Origin of the sequence: Nonomuraea sp. NPDC003709 (genome assembly GCF_040610775.1) — a bacterium.
GTDB lineage: Bacteria > Actinomycetota > Actinomycetes > Streptosporangiales > Streptosporangiaceae > Nonomuraea > Nonomuraea angiospora_A.
The window spans coordinates 30,844-54,837 of record NZ_JBEXMW010000018.1 but is presented as its reverse complement, the minus strand read 5'-3'; the positions used below and the strand labels follow the sequence as shown (position 1 = coordinate 54,837).

The 23,994-nt window shown below is 71.4% G+C and carries 23 protein-coding genes; 9 read left to right on the top strand and 14 right to left on the bottom strand.

Annotated elements, in window-relative coordinates; genetic code table 11:
* Positions 1–88: 88 nt before the first annotated feature.
* On the top strand, positions 89–1,201 hold the full coding sequence (locus ABZX61_RS42470) for an ROK family transcriptional regulator (RefSeq protein WP_355202796.1): 1,113 nt from the start codon (positions 89–91) through the stop codon (positions 1,199–1,201).
* A gap of 23 nt (positions 1,202–1,224) precedes the next feature.
* Positions 1,225–1,662: a GNAT family N-acetyltransferase gene (locus tag ABZX61_RS42465; protein WP_350732657.1), complete on the top strand. Its 438-nt coding sequence runs from the start codon at positions 1,225–1,227 to the stop codon at positions 1,660–1,662.
* Here the strand turns inward: ABZX61_RS42465 and ABZX61_RS42460 are convergent.
* From ABZX61_RS42460 to ABZX61_RS42450, 3 genes are all read right to left on the bottom strand, one after another.
* On the bottom strand, positions 1,656–2,171 hold the full coding sequence (locus ABZX61_RS42460) for a DinB family protein (RefSeq protein WP_350732659.1): 516 nt from the start codon (positions 2,169–2,171) through the stop codon (positions 1,656–1,658). The genes ABZX61_RS42465 and ABZX61_RS42460 overlap by 7 nt on opposite strands.
* An 86-nt stretch (positions 2,172–2,257) precedes the next feature.
* Entirely contained in the window at positions 2,258–2,710 is a 453-nt protein-coding gene (locus ABZX61_RS42455) for a VOC family protein (protein WP_355202792.1), read from the bottom strand.
* A 111-nt stretch (positions 2,711–2,821) separates the two neighbouring features.
* Positions 2,822–3,841 (bottom strand): LacI family DNA-binding transcriptional regulator, encoded by a 1,020-nt coding sequence (locus ABZX61_RS42450; RefSeq protein WP_350732663.1) that lies wholly within the window; start codon positions 3,839–3,841, stop codon positions 2,822–2,824.
* A gap of 165 nt (positions 3,842–4,006) precedes the next feature.
* On the opposite strand from ABZX61_RS42450, the gene ABZX61_RS42445 reads away from it, so the two are divergent.
* The gene (locus ABZX61_RS42445; protein WP_355202789.1) at positions 4,007–4,681 is read left to right on the top strand and encodes a polysaccharide lyase family 7 protein; all 675 of its coding nucleotides are present in this window, start codon (positions 4,007–4,009) and stop codon (positions 4,679–4,681) included.
* 56 nt (positions 4,682–4,737) lie between these two features.
* The gene (locus ABZX61_RS42440; protein ID WP_355202786.1) at positions 4,738–5,706 is read left to right on the top strand and encodes a DUF2332 domain-containing protein; all 969 of its coding nucleotides are present in this window, start codon (positions 4,738–4,740) and stop codon (positions 5,704–5,706) included.
* A gap of 11 nt (positions 5,707–5,717) precedes the next feature.
* Here the strand turns inward: ABZX61_RS42440 and ABZX61_RS42435 are convergent, their stop codons facing one another.
* Positions 5,718–8,051, bottom strand: a complete 2,334-nt coding sequence (locus tag ABZX61_RS42435; RefSeq protein ID WP_355203277.1) for an FtsX-like permease family protein — start codon at positions 8,049–8,051, stop codon at positions 5,718–5,720.
* Positions 8,051–8,782 carry an ABC transporter ATP-binding protein gene (locus ABZX61_RS42430; protein ID WP_355202784.1) on the bottom strand — a complete coding sequence of 244 codons (732 nt, stop codon included), beginning with the start codon at positions 8,780–8,782 and terminating at the stop codon, positions 8,051–8,053. The genes ABZX61_RS42435 and ABZX61_RS42430 overlap by 1 nt, the downstream gene beginning before the upstream one ends.
* A 90-nt stretch (positions 8,783–8,872) precedes the next feature.
* Between ABZX61_RS42430 and ABZX61_RS42425 the strand changes: the two genes are divergently transcribed.
* Positions 8,873–9,481: a response regulator transcription factor gene (locus ABZX61_RS42425; RefSeq protein ID WP_355202781.1), complete on the top strand. Its 609-nt coding sequence runs from the start codon at positions 8,873–8,875 to the stop codon at positions 9,479–9,481.
* On the opposite strand, the gene ABZX61_RS42420 is transcribed toward ABZX61_RS42425, so the two are convergent.
* Entirely contained in the window at positions 9,478–11,427 is a 1,950-nt protein-coding gene (locus ABZX61_RS42420; RefSeq protein ID WP_355202778.1) for a histidine kinase, read from the bottom strand. The genes ABZX61_RS42425 and ABZX61_RS42420 overlap by 4 nt on opposite strands.
* 48 nt (positions 11,428–11,475) lie before the next feature.
* Positions 11,476–12,492: a hypothetical protein gene (locus ABZX61_RS42415; protein WP_355202775.1), complete on the bottom strand. Its 1,017-nt coding sequence runs from the start codon at positions 12,490–12,492 to the stop codon at positions 11,476–11,478.
* Positions 12,493–12,744: 252 nt separating this feature from the next.
* Between ABZX61_RS42415 and ABZX61_RS42410 the strand changes: the two genes are divergently transcribed.
* Both ABZX61_RS42410 and ABZX61_RS42405 read left to right on the top strand, forming a co-directional pair.
* Positions 12,745–14,658 (top strand): amino acid transporter, encoded by a 1,914-nt coding sequence (locus ABZX61_RS42410; protein WP_355202773.1) that lies wholly within the window; start codon positions 12,745–12,747, stop codon positions 14,656–14,658.
* A 218-nt stretch (positions 14,659–14,876) separates the two neighbouring features.
* Entirely contained in the window at positions 14,877–15,296 is a 420-nt protein-coding gene (locus tag ABZX61_RS42405; RefSeq protein ID WP_355202770.1) for a hypothetical protein, read from the top strand.
* Between the two features lie 4 nt (positions 15,297–15,300).
* On the opposite strand, the gene ABZX61_RS42400 is transcribed toward ABZX61_RS42405, so the two are convergent.
* The 4 genes from ABZX61_RS42400 to ABZX61_RS42385 form a co-directional block, all read right to left on the bottom strand.
* Positions 15,301–16,191, bottom strand: a complete 891-nt coding sequence (locus ABZX61_RS42400; RefSeq protein WP_355202768.1) for an alpha/beta hydrolase — start codon at positions 16,189–16,191, stop codon at positions 15,301–15,303.
* A 27-nt stretch (positions 16,192–16,218) separates the two neighbouring features.
* On the bottom strand, positions 16,219–16,983 hold the full coding sequence (locus ABZX61_RS42395) for an SDR family oxidoreductase (protein ID WP_350732681.1): 765 nt from the start codon (positions 16,981–16,983) through the stop codon (positions 16,219–16,221).
* 101 nt (positions 16,984–17,084) lie between these two features.
* Positions 17,085–17,714 carry a metalloregulator ArsR/SmtB family transcription factor gene (locus ABZX61_RS42390; RefSeq protein ID WP_355202764.1) on the bottom strand — a complete coding sequence of 210 codons (630 nt, stop codon included), beginning with the start codon at positions 17,712–17,714 and terminating at the stop codon, positions 17,085–17,087.
* On the bottom strand, positions 17,714–18,205 hold the full coding sequence (locus ABZX61_RS42385; protein WP_350732684.1) for a cupin domain-containing protein: 492 nt from the start codon (positions 18,203–18,205) through the stop codon (positions 17,714–17,716). Before ABZX61_RS42385 ends, ABZX61_RS42390 begins: the two co-directional genes overlap by 1 nt.
* A gap of 144 nt (positions 18,206–18,349) precedes the next feature.
* Between ABZX61_RS42385 and ABZX61_RS42380 the strand changes: the two genes are divergently transcribed.
* On the top strand, positions 18,350–20,605 hold the full coding sequence (locus ABZX61_RS42380; protein WP_355202760.1) for a hypothetical protein: 2,256 nt from the start codon (positions 18,350–18,352) through the stop codon (positions 20,603–20,605).
* On the opposite strand, the gene ABZX61_RS42375 is transcribed toward ABZX61_RS42380, so the two are convergent.
* The gene (locus ABZX61_RS42375; protein WP_355202758.1) at positions 20,602–21,243 is read right to left on the bottom strand and encodes a leucine-rich repeat domain-containing protein; all 642 of its coding nucleotides are present in this window, start codon (positions 21,241–21,243) and stop codon (positions 20,602–20,604) included. The two genes, ABZX61_RS42380 and ABZX61_RS42375, sit on opposite strands and share 4 nt — an antisense overlap.
* Before the next feature lie 511 nt (positions 21,244–21,754).
* On the opposite strand from ABZX61_RS42375, the gene ABZX61_RS42370 reads away from it, so the two are divergent.
* Positions 21,755–22,276 carry a hypothetical protein gene (locus tag ABZX61_RS42370; RefSeq protein ID WP_355202755.1) on the top strand — a complete coding sequence of 174 codons (522 nt, stop codon included), beginning with the start codon at positions 21,755–21,757 and terminating at the stop codon, positions 22,274–22,276.
* A gap of 216 nt (positions 22,277–22,492) precedes the next feature.
* Here ABZX61_RS42370 and ABZX61_RS42365 read toward each other — a convergent pair whose 3' ends face one another.
* A complete protein-coding gene (locus tag ABZX61_RS42365; protein WP_355202752.1) occupies positions 22,493–23,158 on the bottom strand; it encodes an SDR family NAD(P)-dependent oxidoreductase in 666 nt (221 codons plus the stop codon).
* 174 nt (positions 23,159–23,332) lie between these two features.
* Positions 23,333–23,890, bottom strand: coding sequence for a hypothetical protein (locus ABZX61_RS42360; RefSeq protein WP_355202749.1), 558 nt, complete (start codon positions 23,888–23,890; stop codon positions 23,333–23,335).
* Positions 23,891–23,994: the final 104 nt, after the last annotated feature.

The following is a 23,994-nucleotide window of genomic DNA, read 5'->3' as shown; positions in this document are numbered from 1 at the left end:
TTGGGGTGCTCCTCGGTTTAGTCCATAATCTGTACATAATCCTGAGGAGGTAGGCATGGCGGCGTCAAGAGGGGTTCGGCATGATTCCATGCGCGCCCGTAACCTGGCCGTAGTCCTGGGCGCCATCCACCGATCAGGACCGCACACCCGGGCCGCGCTCGCCGAGATGACGGGGCTCACCAAGACCACCGTGTCCAGCCTCGTGTCCGACCTGATCGAGGCGGGAGCGGTGGCCGAGGGCGGGGCCGTGCGGGGCGGCGAGCGGGGGCGGCCGGGCGTGGCCGTGAGCCTGAGCGGCGACCGGGTCGCCACGCTGGGGCTGGAGATCAACATCGACTACCTGGCCGCGTGCGTCGTCGATCTGACCCGGGAGGTGCGGCTGCGCCGTACCCGGCCGGCCGACAACCGCAACTCCGACCCCGTGGACATCCTCGGGAGCCTGCGCGACCTGGTGAAGGAGACCACGGCCGAGGCCGAGCTGGGCGGGCTGCGGGTCATCGGCGCCGCCCTGGCCGTGCCCGGGACGGTCGAGGGCGAGGTGCTGCGCAACGCGCCGCATCTGGGCTGGCGGGACGTACGCGTGCCGGACCTCGTCGACCTGCCCTTCGTCATCGACAACGAGGCGAACCTGGCGGCGCTCGGCGAGCTGTGGTTCGGCTCGCGGGAGACGGACTTCCTCTACGTGTCCGGCGAGATCGGCATCGGGGCCGGGCTCGTGGTGGACGGCACCGTGTTCAGGGGGACGTTCGGGCTGGCGGGCGAGCTCGGCCACGTGGTCGTGGTGCCGGACGGGCCCGCCTGCAGGTGCGGCGGGCGGGGCTGCCTGGAGGTGTACGCCGGTCAGGACGCCCTGCTGGGGCCACTGCCCTCGGTGTCCGAGCTGGTCACGCGGCTGGAGTCGGGGGAGCGCCGGGCGCTGGAGGCGTGCGGGCGGGCCGGGCACGCGCTCGGCGTGGCGCTCACCTCGGCCGTGCACCTGCTCGACCCGGGCCGGATCGTGCTCGGCGGGATCTACGCGCCGCTCTTCCCCTGGCTCGAAGGGCCGGTGGCGGAGGGGTTGGGCACCCGGCTGGGCCACATGCGGGGCATGCCGCCCGCTCTCGTGGTCTCCGGCATCGGCGCGGACGCCGCCGTGCTGGGCGCGGCGGGGCTGATCATCCAGCAGGTCATCGCCGAGCCCGCCCAGATGCTCGGCCTGTAAGGGGCGATCTCTACCATATCGGCATGCTGATCGAAGAGCGGGCCGCCGAGGACGGCGAGCTGACCGAACTGCTCGACGCGGCGTTCGCGGAGCTGGTGGCGCGTTACGGGCCCGAGGGGCGCTCGCATGTCAAGGAAGGCGCGAGGTTCCTCGTGGCGTCGGTGGACGGCCGGGCCGTCGGCTGCGGCGCCGTGCAGCCCGTGGACGACCTCACCGGGGAGCTCAAGCGGATGTTCGTGCTGCCCGAGTATCGCGGGCGCGGCATCGCCACGTCGATCCTGGGCGCGCTGGAAGGGCTGGCCTGGGACCTGGGCTACCGGCGGCTGCGGCTGGCGACCGGGCTGCGGCAGCCCGAGGCCATCGCGCTGTACGAGCGGTGCGCGTACCGGCCGATCGAGCCGTACGGGAAGTACGTGGACGCCCCGCTGACCCGCTGCTACGAGAAGCCGCTGGCTCAGTAGTAGCCCTTGGCGCCGTCGAGCAGCTCCCTGACCGTGTCGAGGTGGCCGACGTGCCTGGCGGTCTCCTCGACCATGTGGATCAGGATCCAGCGCAGGGTGGCGGCGTTGGAGCTGAAGCCGGGGAACTCGCCCACGTCGTCGAACGAGTGGGCGGCGACGATCTCGTTGGAGACCGCGCACTGCTGCTCGAACTCGTCGAGGAGCCGGGCCAGCGGGACGCCCTCGACCCGCATGTCGAGGTCCTCCGCCGTCTCGTCGAACTGCGGATTGGGGGCCGAGTCGCGGCCCAGGAAGAGGACCTCGAACCAGCAGTGCTCGGTCCAGCGCATGTGGGAGACCAGGCCCGCCACCGTCATGAGCGGCGAGGTCGGCAGGACCGGCCGGTGGGCGTCCTCCTCCGACAGGCCCTCGCATTTCCACCGCACGAGCGCGCGCTGCAGGTCGAGCCAGCCGATGAGCTGGGTACGTTCGTCTGCGACGGCGGGAGGGCGTACGCGCGAGAGGCTCATGGCCGCCGACGCTACTTCAGTGATCGTCCTGCCCGCACCGCATTTTCCCGGCGGTGGGCGGACCGGGACGGCCCGCCCACCCGCGCCTAGCCGTTGGCCGCGTTCTCCAGGCCCTGGACGTCGATCTTCCTCATCCCCATCATGGCCTTGACGGCGCGCTGCGCCCGCTCCGGGTCGGGGTCGCCGATCAGCTCCTGGAGGCGGCGCGGGATGATCTGCCAGGACAGGCCGTACCTGTCCTTGAGCCAGCCGCACTGCGACTCCTCGCCGCCCTCGGTGAGCTTCGCCCACAGCTCGTCGACCTCCTCCTGCGAGTCGCAGTCGACGTAGAGCGAGATGGCCTCGGTGAACGTGAACTCCGGGCCGCCGTTCAGCGCGATGAACCGCTGCCCGGCCAGCTCGAACGTCACCACCATGGCCGCCCCGGTGGGCCCGGGCGTGACCTCGAGGACGCGCGAGTCCTTGAAGAGCGAGGTGTAGAACCCGGCGGCCTCCTCGGCCTGGTCGTGGAACCAGAGGAACGTGGTGATCTTCTGCATGGCGTTTCCTTCCTACGAGGTCTCTCGCCAACGCGTCGAACTCCCCTGGGCCGGATCGACAGACCAGACACCGGATTTTCGTTTTTTTTCTGACACGCCACCCGCAGGCCGCTAACCAGGCGCCGGCGCGGTGCTCTCGCGGATCACCAGGCTGGTCGCCAGCTCGACCCGCGGCGTGTCGGGCTCCTGGCCGTTGATGAGCTGGATCAGCATGCGGGCGGCCATGGCCGCCATGTTGGCCAGGGGCTGGCGCACGGTGGTGAGCGTGGGGGCGATCCACTGCGCGAAGGACAGGTCGTCGAACCCGACCACGCTCAGGTCCTCCGGCACGCGCAGGCCGCGCGCGTGGGCCGCCCGGTACGTCGCCAGCGCCTGAATGTCGTTGCCCGCGAAGACGGCCGTGGGGCGGTCGGGCAGGTCCAGCAGCTCCATGGCGTGGTGGTAGGCCGGCTCGTGGCTGTAGTCGCCGTGCCGGATCAGGGCCGGGTCGACCTCGATGCCCACCTGGTCGAGCGCGGCGCGGTAGCCGTCGAGCCGGGCCCGCGAGGTCAGCCGGTGCGCGGGGCCGGTGATCATCGCGATCCGCCGGTGGCCGAGCTCGATCAGGTGCCTGGTCGCGGTGAAGCCGCCGTTCCAGCTGGTCGAGCCGACCGACGGCACGTCGGGGCCCTCGTCCACGGACGGCTGCACCACCACGAACGGGATGCCCAGCCGCCGCAGCTCGCGCTCCTGGTCGGCCGAGAGCTCGGAGATGACCAGGATCGCGCCGAGCGAGCCGCGCGTGCCGAGATCGTCGAGCCACTGGCGGGCCAGGTTGCTCCGCTTGTGCACGGCCGAGACGACCAGGCCCATGCCCTCGGCCTGCAGCGCCTCCTCGGCGCCGCGGATCAGCTCCACCGCCCAGGGATTGTCCAGCTCGTTGATGACGAACTCGATCAGGCCGCCGGGATGCTCGTAGCGGCCGGGCAGCGAATAGCCGTGCTGGCCGAGCAGCCGCTGGACCTTGCCCCTGGTCTTCGCGGAGACATCCGACCTCCCGTGCAGCACCTTGGACACGGTCGAGACCGAGACGCCGGCCTGAGCCGCGATGTCGGCCATCGTGCTCCGCCGCTCCGTCGTGATGTCGTCCACTGTTCACATCCTCCCGTCCCCTAAGTCTGCCGTCTCGGACAAGCCCTTGACGACATCCGACGTTTCGCCTACGTTTCCGGCAGATTGATGTTTCGCAACCTTTCGCAAATGCACCAGGAACCCGCCCGCTCCGCCGTACTCCGGCTCCACACCTAGGAGGAACGCATGGATCACGCACCCAGCCGCCGCGCGGTGCTCGGCGGCACGATGGCCGGCCTCGCCGTCCCGCTCCTCGGCGGCGCCCCGGCGGCCCGGGCCGCCACCGCCCAGGCGGCGGGCCCCATCGGCTCCGGCTGGACGGAGATCTTCCCCACCTACTCCGTCCACCAGCCGCCCGACAGGACCCGCCACACGTACGACGCCGCCACCGGCGAGCACCACTTCTGGGTGTACGACACCGACCCCAGCACCTTCCCCGGCCAGGACTCGGGCCCGCGCAGCGAGCTGCGCTTCCACAACGACTACACCTCGGGGGACGCGCAGTTCGAGTGCGACATGAAGATCGGGGCGGGCACGCACCGGATGTGCGTCATGCAGGTCTTCGGCGGTGCGACGTCGGCGACGGCGTTCATGACGCTGGCCATGAACACCGACAGCATCAACTACTACGACTCCACGACGCAGATCTACGCCCCCGTGTACGACAAGTACATCCGGCTCAACGTCGTCCACGAGACCGGCATCGGCAAGATCCACATCTTCGTCAACCGCCAGTACCGCACCAGCTTCAACGATCGCGGGGCGGCCACCCACTACTTCAAGGCCGGCCTCTACGGCCGGGCAGGGATGTCGGCGCGCAGCGACAACTACCTCAAGAACATCCACATCTATCGCAAGTGACACCCGGCCGGCCCGCTCCGTTCCCAGGGGCGGGCCGCCTCGTTAGAGTGCCGATCATGGAGCCGACGACCGCGGAACAGTACCGGCGCTTCGCGTCGAGGGAGGCCCGCGGCTCGTCGCCGCTGTACGAGCAGCTCGCCTCCGGGGTGGCCGACGACCCCGACCTGATCGCGCTGCTGTCCGGCCTCCCGCCCGCCAAGCGGCAGCCCAACCTGCTGTTCGCCGCCGCCCGGTACGTCGCGGGGACGCCCGCCGGCTATCAGGAGTTCCGCCGATCCGTGCTCGACCACCGCGACGCGGTCGTCGCCACGATGCTCGCCCGCCGTACCCAGACCAACGAGGCGGCCCGGTGCGCCGCTCTCTACCCGCTGCTCGCCTCGCTCCCGCAGCCGCTGGCGCTGCTGGAGGTCGGCGCGTCGGCCGGGCTGTGCCTGCTGCCCGACCGCTACGGCTACGACTACGACGGGCGCCTGGCCGGGGACGTGGACAGCCCGCTACGGCTGCGCTGCCGCACCGAGGGCGAGTCGCCCTTCGCCGAACCGGGCGGCGCGGTGACCGTCGCCTGGCGGGCCGGCATCGACCTCAACCCCCTCGACGTCACCGACCCCGACGACGTCCGGTGGCTGCGGACGCTGGTCTGGCCCGGACAGCACGACCGCCTGCGGCGCCTGGACACCGCCATCGACGTGGCGCGCCGGGATCCGCCCCGCATCGTGCGGGGAGACCTCAACGCGCTGGTCGGCGAGGTGGCCGCCCAGGCGCCCGCGCACGCCACGCTCGTCGTCTACCACACCGCGGTCCTCTACTACGTTCCGGACGACGGGCGCGCCACGTTCGTGGAGCAGGTCCGGCGGCTCGCCGGCCACTGGATCGCCCAGGAGGACCCGGGAGTCCTACCCGGCGTGGACGCCCGGCTCCGCGAGCGGCCGCCGGCGGACGTCCTCACCTACGCGCTCGCGCTCGACGGGCGTCCCGTCGCGTTCTCCGCGATGCACGGTGGCTGGCTCCGCTGGCTGCCCGCCTGAGACCTGGCCCCTCACTCGCGCGCCGCGAGCGTGTCCGCCGGACGGGAGCTCAGCGCGAACCTGCCCGGGACGGCCGTGGCCACCAGCGCCAGGGCCGCCACGGCGGCGACCACCGCGAGGTACGCGACCGGCGGCACGTACGGCAGCGCCGACCCCGTCATCCCCGCGCTGAAGGCGACCAGCGTCACCAGCGAGATCGCCGTCCCGAGGGCCACCGCCACGACCGTCGCCGTCAGTGTCTCCGCACGCAGCATCCGCGCCGCCTGCCGCCGCGTCGTGCCCACCACCCGCAGCAGGGCGAGCTCCCTGGACCTGGCCAGGGTGGACATGGCCAGCGTGTTGACCACGGCGATCGCGCAGAAGGCGATGATCAGGCCCATGGCGACGTACGTGACCGCCGCGTTGGGGCTCTCCACCTGCGCCGTTCCGGCCCCGTCGAGCACCGGCACGCCGGACGCCCGCCGGAGCGCCTCCCGGTCCCCGCCGGAGACCAGGACGGTGCCCCGCGGGTCGTCCACGTGGCCCGCGACGAGCCCGCGGGAAAGGGTCAGGTCGCCGAAGCCGAGACCGCGGGCGTAGATCGCGACGACCCGCACCTCGGCGGGGGTTCCGTCGCCGAGCACCAGCTTCAGCCGGTCTCCCAGGCCGGCGTCCAGGCGGTCGGCGGCGGTGCGGCTGATCGCCGCCGACGTGTCGCCGAGCCCGTCCAGCGAGCCCGCCACCACGTCCAGGTCCATCGTCCGGTCCAGGCCGCCGGGCGTGACGGCCTGGACGGCGTACTTCTCGAGGTCGATCCTGACCGACGTGCGCAGCACCTCCGTGACGGCACGCACGCCGGGCACCTGGCGCGCGGCGGCGGCGGAGGCGCCGGGCCCGAGCACGTGGTCGGCCCTGACACCCGCGCTCAGCTCGCCCTGCGCGGCGTGTCCCATGGTGGTCTGCACGAACAGGATCGTGCACGTCATCGCGGTCATCAGGGTCAGCGGCACGATCACCGAGGCCAGCCGTCCGGTGCCGGCGCGCAGGCTCTTGCGCGCGAGGTAGCCGGCCACGCCGGGCGCGCGCAGCGGCAGCGCCGTCACCGCCCGCGCGACCACCGGCCCGAGCAGGGCGACCGCGATCGTCCACACCAGCGCGGTCAGCATGGTGACCGGGCTGGAGGCCGCCTCCGTGTTCAGGCCGGACAGCACGATCGTCAGGACCACGCCGCCGGCCAGGGCGAGCAGGCCCGCGACCAGCCGCACCGGCGGGATCCCGGCGGCGGGCATCGCCGTCTCTCCCAGCGCCTCCACCGGCCTGATCCGCGCCGTACGGCGGGCGGAGACGCGCGCCGCCACCCACGCGGCCACCAGCGTGGTCAGGACCGCGACGATCGGGGGGAACGGGCTGACCACCAGTCGCAGGTTCGCCGGCATCGCGCCCAGGTCGACGAACCTGGACCGCAGCCAGAACCCGAGCAGGATCCCGGCCCCGGAGCCGAGCGCCCCGGCGACCGCGCCGATGAGCAGGGCCTCGCCGCCGACAAGCCTTCTGACCTGCCCGGGGAGGGCGCCGACGGCCCGCAACAGGGCGATCTCACGCCGGCGCTGCTGCATGGACAGCGCGAACGTGCCCACCACGACGAGGATCGCCACCAGCAGCGAGGTGCCGCCGAGCGCGCCGCCCAGGCTGATGAGCTTGACCCGGGCGTTCTCCGCCTCGGGGAACTCGACCGCGCCGCGCTCGTCGCCGGTGTAGGCCACGGCGCCCTTGACGGCGACCTCGATCCCGGGCCAGACGCCGATCGCCGTCACCAGGCCCGCGCGTCCGGCCAGGCGGCGGGCCTCGCCGGTGGCGAAGAAGATCGTGTCCTGGCCGGGCAGCGCCTGCGCGGTCACCCCCACCACGCGGTGGCCGGGGATCGCCCGGCCGGCGTGGCGGGCGTCCACGACCACCTCGTCCGCGGCCTTGGGGGCGCGCCCCTCGGCGAGCGTGAACGGGGTGAGCGCGGCCGACTCCCAGCCGTGGGCGGTGAACCCGGCGTAGGGGAAGGTCACCTCGGTGACCACCTTCGTCACGCCGGGCTCGCGGGCGAGATCCTGCGCCAGGGAGGCCGGGATCCACCTGCGCTCGGACAGGAGCTTGGCCTTCTCCTTGCCGCTCTCCTTGGCCTGCCGGACATACTGGTCGCCCGCCACGATCACGGGGGCGCCGGCGTACCGCTCGGGCGCCACCCCGCCGCGCAGGCCCGTGTCCAGCAGCATCCCGCACGCCGTCACCAGAGCCGCCGCGCACAGCAGGGCCACGAACGCGCCGGCGAACCCGGCCTTGCGGTGGCGGAGCATCCTCAACGCGAAGGAGATCATCAGTTCCACGCCCCCAGCCCGGTCATGCGCCCGGCCACCTTCTCGGCGGTGGGAGCCGCCATCGCGTCCACGATCCGGCCGTCGGCCAGGAACAGCACGTTGTCGGCGTACGAGGCCGCCACCGGGTCGTGGGTGACCATCACCACGGTCTGGCCCAGCCCGGAGACCACCTCCCGCAGGAGGGTCAGCACGTCGCGGGCGGTCATCGTGTCCAGCGCGCCGGTCGGCTCGTCGCCGAACACCACCTCCGGCCTGGTCACCAGCGCCCTGGCGATCGCCACGCGCTGCTGCTGGCCGCCGGAGAGCTCGGCCGGGCGGTGCCCGGCACGGCCGTCGAGGCCCACCCGCTGCACGACCTCCCGCAGCCAGCCCTGGTCGACCCGGGCGCCGGCCAGCATGAGCGGCAACGTGATGTTCTCCGTCACGGTCAGCGCGGAGACCAGGTTGAAGGCCTGGAACACGAAGCCGACGCGCTGCCGCCGGAGCTCGGTCAGCGCGTTCTCGTCCATGCCCGCCAGGTCGGTGCCGCCCAGCCGTACCGATCCCGAGCTCGGGACGTCGAGCCCGGCCGCACAGTGCAGGAACGTGCTCTTGCCCGAGCCCGAGGGGCCCATGACGGCGGTGAAGGTGCCCCGGGGGATGGCGATCGACACCTCGCGCAGGGCCGCCACCGCGCTCCGGCCCCTGCCGTACACCTTGCTCACCGCGTCCAACCGCACTGCCTCTGTCATGCCTCAAGCCTGCTGATCTGCGCTTTCAGCCACCAGAGAGCCGGTCACCACCCCGCCATGACCTCATCATGATCCGGACATAATGGTCAGGTGATCCGCATTCTCCTGGCCGAGGACCAGCACGTCATCAGGGAGGCACTCGTGGCCCTGATCAGCATCGAGCCTGACATCGAGGTGGTCCAGGCGGTCGAGTCCGGGGACGCGGTGGTCTCCGCCGCCCTGGTCCACCAGCCGGACGTGGCCGTCCTGGACGTCGACATGCCCGGCGCGATCGACGGCCTCGACGCCGCCGGCGAGCTGCGCGCGAAGCTGCCGGGCTGCCGCACGCTCATGCTCACCGGCCACGGCAAGCCGGGCCACCTCCGCCGCGCGCTCGCCTCCCAGGTGGACGGCTTCCTCCTGAAGACCGCCTCGCCGGAGGAGCTGACGGGCGCGATCAGGAAGGTGGCGCGGGGCGAACGGGTTCTCGACCCGTCGCTCGCCAGCACCGCGTGGAACCTGGCCGACAACCCGCTCACCTCGCGCGAGGCCGACGTCCTGCGGCTGGTCGCGGCGGGCGCCGAGGCGACCGAGATCGCGGGCCAGCTCTTCCTGACCGCGGGGACCGTCCGCAACTACATCACCGCGATCGTCGCCAAGCTCAACGCCCGCAACCGCACCGACGCCGTACGCATCGCCACCGAGGCGGGCTGGATCTAGATCGGGACCGTGGCGGTCAGCTCGAAGCAGCCGTCCTCCTGGGACACGGCCAGCCGCCCGTCGAGGGCCGTCAGCCGGGTGGTGAGGTTGCCGATCCCGGCCGAGCCGCGGCGTCCCTCCGCGGCCCGTGCCCCGTCGTTGCGCACGCTCAGCCGTACGGCGCCGTCCCGTACGGACGTCGTGATCGTGCACCGGCGGGCCGAGCTGTGCCGCAGGACGTTGGTGACGGCCTCCCTGAGCACGATGCCGAGCGTGGTGTCGGCCTCCCCGGCGAGGGTGTCGTGGCCCAGGTCGAGCAGGACGTCGATGCCCGCGGTCGCCAGCAGCGAACGGGCCGACTCCGCCTCGGTGGCCAGGGACAGCTCCCGATGCCCGCCCGACACCGTCCGCAGGTCCCGCATCGCCTGCTCGGTCATCGACAGGACGTCGTCCAGCTCCTTGCGTGCCCGCTCGGCGTCGAGGCGGCGGGCGAGCTCGCACTTGAGCAGGATCGCCGCCAGGGTGTGCCCGAGGAGGTCGTGCAGGTCCCGGGCGGCGCGCAGGCGTTCCTCGACGACGGCCGCGCGGGCCGGGCCGTCCCGCGACTCGTGCAGCTCCCTGGCCAGCTGGGCGAGCTTGAACAGCCCGTACACGACCAGGCCGGTCACGACCGTGCTGATCGGGTAGTTGACGATCAGCGGGACCGGCAGGCCGAGCAGCACGCCGGCCGCCGCGACCACCGCGACGATGGCCGCCACCAGCGGCAGCGCCGCCGCCCACGGGAAGGCCAGCAGGATCGGCCCCGCCAGGAACCCCGCCACTCCCAGCCATGCCTGCCCGAACAGCGGGATCGGCGCGAACGTCAGCACCGCCATGATCGACAGCGCCACCGGGTGCCGCCCCTCGACCGATCGCAGCTGCATGAAGACGATGACGGCCAGCGGGATCGCCGGCCACGGCGAGCCGGCCACCAGCAGCGCCTTGGCCGAGAACCCCACCAGCACGGCCGCCAGCAGCGCCATCGGCAGCACGCTGCCACCCGGGTCGGGCACGGGCTCGGTGACCGTGGCGGGCAGCCTCGCCTCCACCGTCACCAGGGCCTCGTCGGTGAGCCCGACGGTGAGCGTGCCGCCTGCCTCCTCGACCTGGGCCGGCAGGTCGCCCAGGCTCTCGTCGCCGGCCGTGCGCGCGCCGTCGTGGGAGACGCGCAGCCGTACCGTGCCCGCCTCCGTGAAGGTCTCGATGCGGCAGGTGGTGGCCGTGCGCCGCCGTACGATCTCCGTCACGGCCTCCCGGAGCACCGCCGCCAGGAGCGCTCCCGCGGGACCCAGTGGCTCGGCGTGCCCGACGCGCACGTCCACGGTGACGCCCGCGGCGGTCAGCATTGCTTTGGCGGTGGTGGTCTCGGGGGCCAGGGACATGGCCCGGTAGCTCGCCGCCGCGGCCCTGGCCTCGGCCAGCGAGCGGCGGGCGGTCTCCACGTCGGGCTCGCCCGTCCGGGCGCCGTCGGCGATCGCGGCCAGCGCCCTGCCCAGGCCCGCGCTCAGCTCGGCGGCGATGCGCAGCCGCTCCTCGGCCGCCGCCGTCACCGCCAGCGCGAGCCTGGCCGCGTGCACCTCGTCGATCCGGTCGATCATCTTCGTCAGGCCGTAGACGACCAGGGAGATCAGCACCATGCTGATCACCGGGTCGGCGGGGCCGAGCAGCGCGGCGCTCGCCGCCACCGCCAGGGCGAGCGGCCACAGCCGGGTCAGCAGCAACGTCCCGCCGACGAAGCCGAGCACGCCGACGGAGGAGCCGGACAGCAGGACCGACCCGTACGCCAGGACGGCCTGGAGGGGGACCAGCCACCACGACCGCCACCGGGCGAAGGCGACCTGCACCCCGAACACGGCCAGCGCCAGGGGCGAACCGGCGGCCACGTAGATGCTCGCGAAGCCCGCGAACACCACGACAACGATCAGCATCGCCCGCTTGTGCACCCGAGCAGCCTAGGAGACGCCGGGTGCCGGGGATCAGGCGGAGGTCCCGACCGCGGCGGCGGGGACGCGCGGCCCGGCCGACGCCCTGGGCCTGCGGGCGGAGACGGCCAGGACCGCGGCCGCGCAGACCGAGACCAGCCCGGCGAGAGCGGCGGCGGCGCCGAGCGTCGACGCGTCGGGGTGGACGAGGGCCTGCCCGCGCTGCGCCTGCCACAGCACCAGCCCCGTGAGCCCCGCGTACCCGAGCGCGGAGACGACCACCAGCGCGGTACGGGTGCCGGCGCCCGCGAGGACCGGGAAGCGCCGGGCGAGCAGGCGCAGGCCGATCGCGATCAGCGGGAGCACCTGCAGGGCGTGCAGGCCGACGAAGTGCGCCACCCGCAGGTCGCCCGCGCCGGTCTCCCACCCGGTGACCGCCATGCCGGCGCCGCCGTCGGGCGCGCCGACGCTGTGCGCGCCGATCGTGGTCAGGCTCAGCCCCCTGGCCAGCCCTTCCGCCTGGCCGGGGGTGGGAGCGGTCATCAGGTAGCCGACGGACATGCCCGCGAGCGAGATGGCCAGCCCCAGCGGGATCGCCCACGCCATCGCCAGGTCCAGGCGGCGCTGCGCCATCAGGAGGATCCCCATCGCGAAGGTCAGCAGCCAGCCCAGGTACGCGGCGCCACCCATGATCATGAACACCGTCTCGTCCAGCCCGGTGGCGAAGTTGAAGTGGCTGCGCACGCCCCGTGCCGCCTGGAAGGTGATGGCCGTGATCTCCGGGAGGAGGAAGCCGCCCACGGTCACCGTGCCCAGCCACCACAACGTCCGCCGCCACCGCCGGGCCTGGCCGATCATCCAGGCCAGCGTGAGCGCGTAGAGCCCGAGGGAGATCGCGAACTTGATCGGCTTGAGCCACACCCCCTGGCCCATCAGTGTCCGCCCGTCCACCGCGAGCCCGATCGCGCAGCCGACGGCCAGCACCGCCATCGCCGCCGCGCAGTAGCTGAGCGGACCATGCCACGCGGACGTGGCCTTGCGAAAGTCCCGGCGCTGTAGCAGGGCACCCATGACGACTCCTTCACATCGACTGAGTGCAACTCTGCTGGTCAGCGGCCTGCCTAACCAGAGACGTGATCACCGGCCGGGCATGACCTCGTCACGAACCGGGCATCTTGTTACGGCCGGGCCGATAGTGCCGAGACGGTACTGGTCAGTCTCCGATTTATACGTTTTCTTGACGCCCTGACCAGGCTAATCACCTCTTTGGCCTGGATAGTGTGCGATGCGTATTTATGCGGCCATTTCGGAGGGGTGACCGTTATGGTGCTGGCGAAAAAGCCGGCCCCCACGGAAGGGACGCTGCGTTCCTGGTTGCTGGAGGGTTTGCAGACCGACCGGAAGCAGATCGAGCACGGTCCTCATGTGAAGCACCCGTGGTGGCGGGTGATGTGCCTGACCGGCGTGGACTACTTCTCCACGCTGGGCTACCAGCCGGGCATCGCGGCGCTGGCGGCCGGGCTGCTCTCGCCGCTGGCCACGTTGTTCCTGGTGGCGCTCACGTTGCTGGGCGCGCTGCCGGTCTACCGCCGGGTCGCGGTCGAGAGCCCGTACGGGCAGGGCTCGATCGCGATGCTGGAGAAGCTGGCGCCGCAGTGGTGGGGCAAGCTGTTCGTGCTGGTCCTGCTCGGCTTCGCGGCCACCGACTTCGTGATCACGATGACGTTGTCGGCGGCGGACGCGACCGCCCACATCCTGGAGAACCCGTTCGTGCCGGGCTTCCTGGCTGGGGAGCGGGTCATCGTGACGCTCGTGCTGCTGGCCCTGCTCGGCGGCGTGTTCCTGATGGGCTTCACCGAGGCGATCGGCATCGCCGTGGTGCTCGTCTTCGTCTACCTGGCGCTGAACGCGGTCGTGGTCTCGACGGCCATCGTGCACGTGCTGGAGGCCCCTCAGGTGGTCGTCGACTGGAAACGTGCGCTGAGCCTGGACTTCTCCAGCCCGCTGGCCATGATCGGCCTGTCTCTTGTGGTCATGCCGAAGCTGGCGCTGGGCCTGTCCGGGTTCGAGACCGGTGTCGCGGTGATGCCGGTGGTCAAGGGCGAGATCCAGGAGCGGATCAAGGGCACCAGGCGGATGCTCACCACCGCCGCGCTGATCATGAGCGTCTTCCTGATCTTCTCCAGTTTCGTCACCACCGTGCTCATCCCGCATCAGGAGTTCGAGCCCGGCGGCAAGGCGAACGGCCGGGCGCTGGCCTACCTGGCGCACGAATTTCTGGGCAACTGGTTCGGCACCGTGTACGACATCTCCACGATCGCGATCCTGTGGTTCGCCGGGGCCTCGGCGATGGCCGGGCTGATCAACCTGGTGCCGCGCTACCTGCCCCGGTACGGCATGGCGCCGGAGTGGACGGGCGCGATCCGGCCGCTGGTGCTGGTGTTCTCGGTCATCGCGTTCGCCATCACGATCATCTTCGACGCCGACGTGGACGCCCAGGGCGGCGCGTACGCCACCGGCGTGCTCGTGCTCATGCTCTCGGCCGCGGTCGCGGTGACGCTGTCGGCCGGGAAGCAGGGCCAGCACAAGGCCATGGCCGGGTTCGCGCTCATCTCGTTCGTCCTGGCCTACACCCTGATCGACAACGTCTTCGAGCGGCCGGACGGCGTCAAGATCGCTTCGTTCTTCATCGCGAGCATCGTCGGCCTCTCGCTGATCTCCCGCGCCACCCGCTCCACCGAGCTGCGGGTCACGGCGGTCCACCTGGACCCGCTGGCCGAGCAGTTCGTCAACGAGGCGGCGTGCGGCGAGATCCACGTGATCGCCAACGAGCCGCACGAGCGGGACCAGGCCGAGTACAACGACAAGTTGCGCGAGGCGTGGGTCACCCACCGGCTGCGTCCCGCGGAGCCCGTCCTGTTCGTGGAGGCGACGGTGCCGGACGCCTCCGAGTTCGAGTCGGAGCTGCACGTCAAGGGGGAGGAGCGGTTCGGCCACAAGATCCTGTCGGTCGAGACCTCCGCGGTGCCGAACGCGCTGGCCGCGCTGCTGCTGCATCTGCGCGACCGGACCGGCTCCGTACCGCACATCTACTTCCACTGGACCGAGGGCAATCCGGCCGTGGCGATGCTGCGCTACCTGGTCTTCGGCGGCGGCGACGTGCCGCCGGTGACCAGGGAGGTGCTGCGCCAGGCCGAGCCGAACCCGGAGCTGCGGCCGCGCGTCCACGTGGGCTGACCATGGGGCGGCGGCTTCAGCCGCCTGCCCGCCCAGGATCACCGCGGCGACCACGACCGCCGTCACGCGCGCCCCGACCGCCGCGCCCCCGACCGGCCGCCGCACTGCGTGAATAACGCGTCAACGGCCGTGGCGAGTGCGAAGTAATGCCGTAGAAGATATCGCCCCCGCGGGCCCGGGCGGGTTTTATGAAATTGCTCCCACAGAAAGGATGGTCGATGCGCGGGCGTCCTGTGGAGATGCTGCTTCCGGCCGGGTTCGTGTGGGCGGTCGGCGCTTGCGTCGTCGCCGCGCTGGCTTTCTCCGAGGCCACGGCACGCATCATCGTGATGGCGGTGGCGGTCGGCGTGTTCGGCGCCTGGGTGCGGCGCTATTTCGCCGCACTGGCGACGGGCGCGATGTCGTGGTGTTTCGCAACGGGCTTTCTGGCGCATCCCCAAGGCCAATTGGCCTTCGGAACCGACGACCTGCTCCGGCTGGCCGCGTTCACCGCCGTGGCGCTCGTGGGCTGCGCCTGGGGATACGTGTGCGGCGCCCGCCGCCGGCACCGCCTGATGCGGGCGGACCTCCGTCGTGCCCCCGTGATCCTCGGGCGATTACACGGGCGTCCCGAGGAGCTGCCGCACGAGGCGCAGTGACGGTTCAGACCTTCTCGATCAGGTCCTGGATGCCCTTCAGGACGGCGTCGGCCCCTTCGATGTGGATCCAGCTGTGCGAGGCGTTCTCCAGCACGCGGTTCTCGCCGCGGGAGACCGAGGCGGCCAGGTCGGTGTACATGGCGCGCTTGGCCTCGTTCTGCCGGTGCAGCATCTCGGCCGGCAGGTACAGCTCCTGGCCGGGGTCGATGCCCTGGGCGGTGAAGGCGATCAGCGGCACGTCGGGCACCTGGCCGCCGTTCCTGACCTCCTCGGCCAGCTCGGCGAGGTTCGCGCGCTCCCGCATGCCGTCGGCGAACGCGGCGGGGTCCAGGTGCCGGGCGACGAGGGCCTCGCGGGTGTCCGCAGGCCAGCTCGCGAACATGCCGTTGAGCAGGGCCCGCGCGCCTTCGACCAGCTCGGCCGGGATCTCGGTGACGGTCTCGTCGAGCGCCTGCGCCTGCGTGAGCCGGAACGGCTCGGGCACGTAGGCGTCCCACTCCTCGTAAAGGATGTCCAGGGCGACCAGCCCGGCCACCTCGTCGGGGTGGAGCTGGGCGAAGCGGCGCGCGTGCAGCCCGCCCAGGGAATGCCCCACCAGCACGTACGGCCCCGGAACGCCGGCGACCCGCAGCAGGTCGTACAGCTCGTCGGCGGCCTCGGCGGCGGTGCGCGGCAGCCGGGTGGGGTCGCTCCAGCCGGTGCCGCCGCGGTCGTAGATCACGCTGGTGGTGAACTTGCCGACCTGCTGGTGGAGGTTGAGGTAGTCCAGGCCCATGGCGGCCGCGCCGGGCAGGATGACGACGGCGGGACCGCCGGCGCCGGCGCGGTCGAGGAACAGCTGCCTGCCTCCGACCTCGTAGCGGCGGCCCAGCGGGGGCGTGATGTTCTGGCTCATGAGAACTCCTGTGGTCGAAACGCCAGGTCAGGTGAGAGGGCCGAGGTACGTGCCGCCGGACACGTCGATGGTCTGGCCGGTCACCCACCGGCCCTGCGGCCCCGCCAGGAAGCCGACGACGTCGGCGACGTCCTCCGGCTCGCCGAGCCGCCCGAGCGCCGTGATCGACTCCAGCCCGGCCACCACCTCGGGGATCGAGGTGTAGCCCGCGGTCATGTCGGTCCGCACCGCGCCGGGGGCGACCGTGTTCACCGTGATCCCGCGGCTGCCGAGCTCGTTGGCCAGGGTCGGGGCCATCGACGCGAGCGCCGCCTTGCTGATGGTGTAGCCGATCTGCGTGGTGACCGCGAAGCGGCTGGCCGTCGAGCCCATGTTGATGATGCGGCCGCCGTCGTTCAGCAGCGGCAGCGCGCGCTGGATCACGAAGAACGGCGTGCTGACGTTGATCGCCAGCACCCGGTCCAGCTCCTCCGGGGTGGTCTGCGAGATCGGCTTGGCCGGGCCGATGCCCGCGTTGTTGACCAGGACGTCCAGCCCCCGTCCCGCGAGCCCGGCGGCCAGCCCCTCGAACAGCTCGTCCACCGCGCCCGCCTCGCCGAACCGGGCGCGGACGGCGAACGCCTGGCCGCCCGCCTCCTCGATCCGGCCCACGGTCTCCTTGGCGGCCACGTCGTTCCCGCCGTAGTGGACGGCGATCAGAGCGCCCTCGGCGGCCAGCCGCAGCGCCACCGCCCGCCCGATGCCTCGCGACCCGCCCGTGACCAGCGCCGTCTTGCCCGCCAGAACGCCCATCTTCTGCTCCTTGCCAGCGGCCGGTCCTCGGTGCGGATCCGGCGATGGCTCAACCCTGGCGGCACCGCCTCACCGCGTACTCACCGCACGCTCACCACGCCTCACCGCCATTGCCAGCTGGGGTAGCCGCCGTCGAGGGCGCGGGCCGCGTAGCCGTGCTCGCTCAGGACGCGTACGGCCTCCGAGGACACCGCGCAGTACGGCCCGCCGCAATACGCCACGATCTCCCTCTCCCTGGGCAGCTCGTCCAGGCGTTCGCGCAGCTCGGCCATGGGCAGGGAGATCGCCCCCGGCACGTGCCCGGCCGCGTGGTCGGCGGCCGGGCGCACGTCCACGACCAGCGTGCCGGGATCGGCCAGGCGGGAGGCCAGCTCGTCGGCGGTCACCCCCTCAAGGGGCCCGAGCCGGGTCCGTACGGCGTCGCGCAGCTCGGCCAGCCGCCCCTCCGCGAACCCCCGCAACTCCGCCAGGAACCGCGACACCCGCTCGTCCGCCAGCCGGTAGTAGACCCGCTGGCCGTCCTTCCTGCTGGTCACCAGATGGACGGCCCGAAGCTGCTGGAGCTGGGCGGAGGTGTTCTTGAGCGCCACCCCCGCCGCCTGGGCCAGCTCCTCGACCGTGTGCTCGCGCCGGCCGAGCACGTCCAGCAGGCGCAGCCGCACCGGGCTGGCCAGGGCCTTGCCGATGCGGGCCAGCTGCTGGTAGATCGGCTCCTCCGGGGACTCGGACATCAGACCATGTACTGGTCGTGACGCAGGTACAGCTCGGTCCACTCCTCGGGGCCGAGCTCGCGGCCGGTGTTGGAGATGTCGGCGAGCTCCTCGAAGTACGCCTCGCGGGGCGCGCCCGGGGTGAAGAGGATCAACATGGAGGCCGGCTCGCCCGATTCGTTGCGGAAGGCGTGCACGCCGCCCTCGGGCACGTACAGGAAGTCGCCGGGCTTCCCCTCGGCCCACTTCTCGCCGTTGAAGAGCCTGATGGTGCCGGACAACACGTAGAACGACTCGGTCATCGTGCGGTGGAAGTGCGCGCCGGGACCGGACGGGCGCGGGCCCATCTCCCATCGGTACAGGCCGAACGCGCCGTTCGTCGAGCCGCCCGTGCCGAGGTAGTGCACCTGCGTGCCACTGGCCATCGACAGGTCGGGCGGGGTGTCCGCCGTGCGCAGGACACCACTGTGCTCGCCGGACTCTGCCAGGTATCGGGGCTCGGGGTAAGACATGTCCACTCCTTCTCATGTTCTAAGGAACCTTAGAATATCTCCTTCACTCCCGGCCGGCCAGATCACGATTTGGCGAAGCGCGCCGCGCCTCAGTGATCACGATCACTAGGTTCTGACCGAGCGCGAGGAGAGGAACAGCGCCCGATGCCGCTCGATCTCACCGCACTGTACGAGGCGGAGCTCCTGCGCGGCGCGCTCCGCGGGCCATGGCCACCGGCCGTCCTCCGCGCCTGCCGCCGGGCTCTCCCGCGCCTCCTCGCTCTCCCCGGCCCCGAACGGCTCGAGTTCCTGCGCGCGACCGCCGCGGCCGAGGAGCCGGAGGCCCTGGCGGCATTGGCCGCGGCAGGGCCGGGGACGTGGGCCCTGGCGTGGGAGACCGGCGAGCGGCCCACGGCCTTCCACGTGTGCCCGGCCCGGCACGACGGCCCGGTCCGGGCGGTGGCGGTGGGCGAGTTCGGGGGCCGTACGTTCGTGGCCAGCGGCGGCGACGACCACGTGGTACGGCTGCGCGACGCGTTCGACCAGTCGGGTCCGGACCTGGAGGGCCTTACGGCGAGCGTCCGCGCCTTGGCGTTCGGCGTGGTGAACGGCAGCCCAGTGCTGGCCGGCGGCGATCACGACGGCACCATCCGTACGTGGGACCCGCTCACCGGAGCGCGCGGGTTCGCCCGAGAGACGACCGCGGGCCACCCGTCGGCCCTGGCCTTCGTCGCGGCCGAGAGCGGGCGGGTGCTGCTCGCCGTGGCGATCGGGTACGACGATGACGAGATCCTGGCCGCCGACCATGACGGGCGCGTCGACCTGCTGGATCCGGTCACCGGCGAGCTCGTACGCGAGCTGCGTGCGGAGTGGGACGAAACGGTGCTCGACCTCGCGGTGGCGAAGCTGGGCGAGCGTACGGTGCTGGCCTCCCTGGGCTACGACACGCTGTACGTGTGGGACCCGGCCACCGGCGAGCGGTTGGGCACCGCCGGACTGAACGATGTCTGGCCGGACCTGGAGAACGACGGGTTCGCTCCGCCCCTGCTCGTGGGCATGTGGAACGGGCGGCCCGAGATCGGCGTGGTGGTCCGGATCGAACACCCGCCGGACTACACGGTGCAGAGCCGCGAGTCGGTCTACCTGAAACTGGAGAACCTCGGCGACCGGGCCCGCGGCCGGGGGTTCGACCGCGACCAGGGTCCGGTGGCCATGACGACCCACGCCAGGCAGAACGTGATGCTCGTGGCGAACCACACCGACACCGGCCGGGCGTGGGAACGGCCCGCGAAGGCCGTGATCACGTACGTGGGCGACGGGACGGACGTGCATCTGGACGCGGACACCCGCCTGATCACGGCCGCCGCGTTCGGGAGCCTGGAGGGCGGCCTCTGCCTGGCCACGGCCGGGCTCGACGGAACGGTGCAGCTCTGGGACGCGCAGACGCCGCACCGGCACCGGCGGACCGGCTACGGCGGGTCGGGGCTGGCGCTGTTCACCACGGCGCAGGGCGCGCCCGCCCTGGCCGTCGGCACGCACAGTGACACCGTGCTCGTCGTGGACGCGGTGAGCGGAGAGAAGATCGGCTCGGTGGGCTGCCGCCAGAGCGGCCGCGGCCACGACTGCGACCTCTCGCCGTACGACCACTGCTGCCGAGGGCTCGCGGCCGGGAACGCGGCCGGTCGGCCGTACCTCGCGAGCAGCGGCTGCGCCGCGTACGGCACCATGCTGTGGCAGCCGCTGAGCAAGATCCGCGGGATCGCGCGGAAGGACGATGCCACGGGCGGCCGGGTCACCTTCGGCACCAGCGGCCACGCCTCACCCACCGCTCTCGCCTTCGGCGAGGTAGACGGCCGCGTGCTGCTCGCAGCCGGGGCCGAGGTGTGGGACCCGGTCACGCAGGAGTGCGTGGCCAGGCTGCCCAGGTGGGGGTTCGCGCTGAGCGAGAGCGCCTTCGGCAGGGCCGGGGACCAGCCGGTGCTGGCCACCCGGCGCGACAACGAGGTGGATCTCTGGGATCCGCTGACCGGCCGCCATCTCCAGGCGCTCGACGTGGACGACACCGGCGAGGGGCTGGCCATGGGCCGGATCGCCGACCGTGACGTGCTCGCCGTCGCCAGCGGCAGGTACGTGCACCTGTGGGACACCACCGCCTGGGAACGCCGCGAGTGGATATCGCACACCTCGACCGTCACCTGCCTGAGCCTGGCCGAGCACGGGGACCGGGCCCTGCTGGTGACCGGGACCGAGGACGGCACGGTGACCCTCTGGGACGCCGCCTCCCAGCGCCGCCTGGCCGTCCTGGGCGCGTTCGCCCGCCCGGTCCGCTCCGTCGCGGCGACGATCATCCGGGGGAGCCTGCACGTGTACGGCCAGTCCCACTACGGCCGCGTGCTCGCCTGGCGAGTCGTCGCTCCCTAGTCCTCCTCTTCGTCGTCCTCGTCCCAGTCGTCCCCGACCAGGTGCAGCGCCCATGCCGGGACCTCGTCCAGGTTGTTGCCGGAGGCGTCCAACTCCTCCAGCGAAGTCAGGCCCGCCAGGCTTTCCGGCAGTTCCCCCAGCTCGTTGTCCGCGACGTCCAGGCGCGTCAGCGACGACAGGTCGCCGAGGGAGGCCGGGAGGCTCTCCAGGAGGTTCCCGTGGAGGTCGAGAAGCGTGAGGGACGGGTACTCGCCGAGCCATTCGGGGACCAGGGTGATGTGGTTGTCGCTCAGGTCGAGCACGTTGAGCGAGCTGAAGCTCCGCAGGCAGGGCGGGACGGATGCGAAGGCGTTCCCGGCCAGACTGAGCTCTCGCAGGGAGGCGAGGCTCGCGAGCGGGTCAGGAAGGTCGCGGAGCCGGTTTCCGGTCAGGTTGAGCTCGCGCAAGGAGCCCAGCTCTCCCAGCCAATCCGGGACTTCCGCGATCTGATTGAAGGGTAAGTGCAGCTGAGTAATGCCGGTCAGCTCCCTCACGGACTCCGGAACCCGTTCGAGCCGGAGATTCCTGAGGTCCAACACGCCGGCATCGTCCGTCAGCGCCTGGGCGATGCGCTGCTCGACCGTCGAATCCAGAGACATGTGGGCGATGCTCCTTTGGCGGGGTTCGTTCTCACCAGTAGACGAGTGTGGCTTCGATCTTGTTCTGGTCCTGGCGGGTCAGAAGGACATACATCACTCGCCCGTCGACGGACTTCATGGCCCCGGCGAGGCAGTCCCAGCCCTCGCACGCCTGATCGCCTGGGGGAACCTCGGACCATCCTGCCGCGTAAAAACCTTTGAGGGCTTCTTTCTTGGTGTCGGAGAATACGTCGAGATCGACCGAGCCACCCTCTGCGGAGTCGCACGAACCGGAGTCGTGTATGTTGCTGACACTGTTCTTCGGGAATAGGTCGCGGGTGGCCCTCAGTAAGGCTTCGTTATCCTTTCATCTTGATGCTCAAGGAGCATTCCCTCTTTCCGCTCTGTCGGCGAGGCCTTCCTCATCGACAGCACGCCAGCCGAAATGGAGGGCCGGGCGATCTCAGTGACGACCGCCCATCCGAGCACCACGCTCGCTACCCTGTGCACACCTTCGACGTTGGGGGATTCCGTGGGCACCTGGGCCGCTTACCTCGCCTGCCAGGCATCGAGTGACGCCGAGAGGATCCTCCCTGCCGGCGTTTCCTGGGGTCCGGATCGATGGGAGGGAGCGGTTGCCCCAGGATGGTCGGTCGCCGAGACGGAGATTCTGGCGGTCGGGGATCCCGAAGCCATCTTGGCGCAGACGAGCGGGCACGCGCTGATGGCCTTTGTATTGGACAGCGACTTTGCGCACGTGATGGGGGCGGTCGACGGCCGGACTCACTGGGAGCTGTATCTCAACGGCCACCACGCCGAGGCATACGACGCTCCACTGCCCGAAGTCCCCCATGTTCAAGACGCTGATCTCCACCGCCGAATAACTGTCTGGATCAAGGCCGCTACAGGAAACGTCGTGTCACCGGACCAGGTCCGAAAGGTCATCTGTACTCGTCGCGTCTTTGCCGATGACGCCCTGCGCTCTCTGCTGTACGTTTTTGGCATTGTCACCGAGCACATGTCGTTCGGCGATGACCTCTCCGGCCTGCCCTAATGGGTACCGCACAAGAAGCTGCAGTTGATGTGCTCGCCGAGCTGCCGAGGCTCAGGAAGCTCATGAAGTAGGCGAGCAGCACCAGCGCCTGCCACAGTCCCCAGACGGGGCCTGGTGATGTACGGCCTGGACCACCGGCGCGTGCAACTCCAGGCCCAGCAGCGTCATGGCGATGGCGAACACGCCGTCGCGCTCAGCCCGGCCGGCCTGCGGGCGTCAGGTGGGCTGGCCGGTGGGGCGCACGACGACCGTGTTCACGTCCACGCCTTCGGGCTGGGCCAGCGCCCAGGCGATGGCGTCGGCGATGTTGTCCGCGCCGAGCAGCGGCCCGGCGGGACGGCCGTCCGGCCAGAACGAGGTGTCCACCCGGCCGGGCGCGATCAGCGTCACGCCGACGCCGTCGCCGGTCACGAGCATGCGGGTGTTCTCGGCGAGCGCGGTCACCGCCCACTTCGTCACCGAGTACATGTTGCCCGGCGAGTGGATGAACCCGGCGACGCTGCCGACCAGCACGATCCGGCCGCGGGTCTCGCGCAGCGCGGGCAACGCGGCCTTCACGAGCAGGGCGGGGCCGAGCACGTTGGTGAGGACCATGTCGCGCAGCCGGTCCGGGTCGGTCTCGGTGAGCGGGCCGTGGGTGGAGAAGCCGGCGTTGGCGACAACATGGTCGAGCCTGCCGTACTCCTTGACGGTCGCCGTCACGGCATCCTGTACGGCGTCATAGTCGGTGGCGTCCCCTGGCAGGCGTAACACGCCGGGCACCTGGGCGAGCCTGGCCTCGTCGCGGCCGGTGACGGCAACCGCCTGCCCGTCGGCGACCAGCCGCTTGGCGAGCGCGAACCCGATGCCACTCGCGCCACCTGTGATCAGCGTCGTTTTCACGGCGACACAGTAGGGGCACAGCCCCACCAGCAGCCAATAAATCTGCTTATGGCTGATCAGACCGAAACCGATGAGACGCGACGGGCGGGCAGCGCGATCTGGTGGGGCTGCCAGCGCGGGACTTGTCGTTGTAGACGATTGCGAGGGGTCGGGGTGGCCGGCGTGCCGGGCCAGTCACCACTTGTCCCATCCCGAGTAGGCGTACCAGGGGCCGGAGATCGGATCGAACTGCTCCACATCGCCGTCGGGCATTTGGCCCGCTGGACTCCAGATGAAACCGGCGGACGTGCGCACCCCCGGGTCATCGACGGTGAACCTCGCTCCACCGCCGGGTGTCGCCTCCGACCAGCAGGTGGGGTAGAGGCCCACTCGATGGCACTCCCACGAGACGGTGCCGCTCCGGGCAACGGCCTGGGCATGGGCGATCAACGCGGGCTCCGACAACGCGAACCGCACCCGGAACGGCGCATCGAGAGCCACGGCCACAACAACGCCGCAGACGATGAGCCACGGCATGAACCAGCGGAGCTTGCGGTCCCGGATCGCATCGGCATCGCCGATGAGCGCGACGACGGCACGTACGGTCCAGACGAGGGCAAGCGCGCCGCCGACGAAGAACACCCAAAGCCTGAACTCGACGTATACGTAGGGAGCGCTGGCCCACCACAGGGCTACCAGAGCCGCGAGGGAAAACGCCGTCAGTAATGGCCATCCGGGGGGTTTGGCGAGCACGGCGCAACCTTAGACCGTGGCGGCGGGCAAACGCAGCGACGGGACTCCTGACGGTACGGGTCTGGAGCCTGGGGCCTTGAGAGCCTGGCTGTGGGAAGCCCTCA

Coding starts and splice junctions, on each gene's coding strand:
- ABZX61_RS42460 (WP_350732659.1), bottom strand. CDS start 2,171: ATGAGCCTCTCGCGCGTACGCCCTCCCGCCGTCGCAGACGAACGTACC.
- ABZX61_RS42435 (WP_355203277.1), bottom strand. CDS start 8,051: ATGATCTCCTTCGCGTTGAGGATGCTCCGCCACCGCAAGGCCGGGTTC.
- ABZX61_RS42410 (WP_355202773.1), top strand. CDS start 12,745: ATGGTGCTGGCGAAAAAGCCGGCCCCCACGGAAGGGACGCTGCGTTCC.
- ABZX61_RS42420 (WP_355202778.1), bottom strand. CDS start 11,427: ATGCTGATCGTTGTCGTGGTGTTCGCGGGCTTCGCGAGCATCTACGTG.
- ABZX61_RS42465 (WP_350732657.1), top strand. CDS start 1,225: ATGCTGATCGAAGAGCGGGCCGCCGAGGACGGCGAGCTGACCGAACTG.
- ABZX61_RS42390 (WP_355202764.1), bottom strand. CDS start 17,714: ATGTCCGAGTCCCCGGAGGAGCCGATCTACCAGCAGCTGGCCCGCATC.
- ABZX61_RS42405 (WP_355202770.1), top strand. CDS start 14,877: ATGCGCGGGCGTCCTGTGGAGATGCTGCTTCCGGCCGGGTTCGTGTGG.
- ABZX61_RS42385 (WP_350732684.1), bottom strand. CDS start 18,205: ATGTCTTACCCCGAGCCCCGATACCTGGCAGAGTCCGGCGAGCACAGT.
- ABZX61_RS42395 (WP_350732681.1), bottom strand. CDS start 16,983: ATGGGCGTTCTGGCGGGCAAGACGGCGCTGGTCACGGGCGGGTCGCGA.
- ABZX61_RS42415 (WP_355202775.1), bottom strand. CDS start 12,492: ATGGGTGCCCTGCTACAGCGCCGGGACTTTCGCAAGGCCACGTCCGCG.
- ABZX61_RS42375 (WP_355202758.1), bottom strand. CDS start 21,243: ATGTCTCTGGATTCGACGGTCGAGCAGCGCATCGCCCAGGCGCTGACG.
- ABZX61_RS42440 (WP_355202786.1), top strand. CDS start 4,738: ATGGAGCCGACGACCGCGGAACAGTACCGGCGCTTCGCGTCGAGGGAG.
- ABZX61_RS42455 (WP_355202792.1), bottom strand. CDS start 2,710: ATGCAGAAGATCACCACGTTCCTCTGGTTCCACGACCAGGCCGAGGAG.
- ABZX61_RS42445 (WP_355202789.1), top strand. CDS start 4,007: ATGGATCACGCACCCAGCCGCCGCGCGGTGCTCGGCGGCACGATGGCC.
- ABZX61_RS42470 (WP_355202796.1), top strand. CDS start 89: ATGCGCGCCCGTAACCTGGCCGTAGTCCTGGGCGCCATCCACCGATCA.
- ABZX61_RS42400 (WP_355202768.1), bottom strand. CDS start 16,191: ATGAGCCAGAACATCACGCCCCCGCTGGGCCGCCGCTACGAGGTCGGA.
- ABZX61_RS42430 (WP_355202784.1), bottom strand. CDS start 8,782: ATGACAGAGGCAGTGCGGTTGGACGCGGTGAGCAAGGTGTACGGCAGG.
- ABZX61_RS42380 (WP_355202760.1), top strand. CDS start 18,350: ATGCCGCTCGATCTCACCGCACTGTACGAGGCGGAGCTCCTGCGCGGC.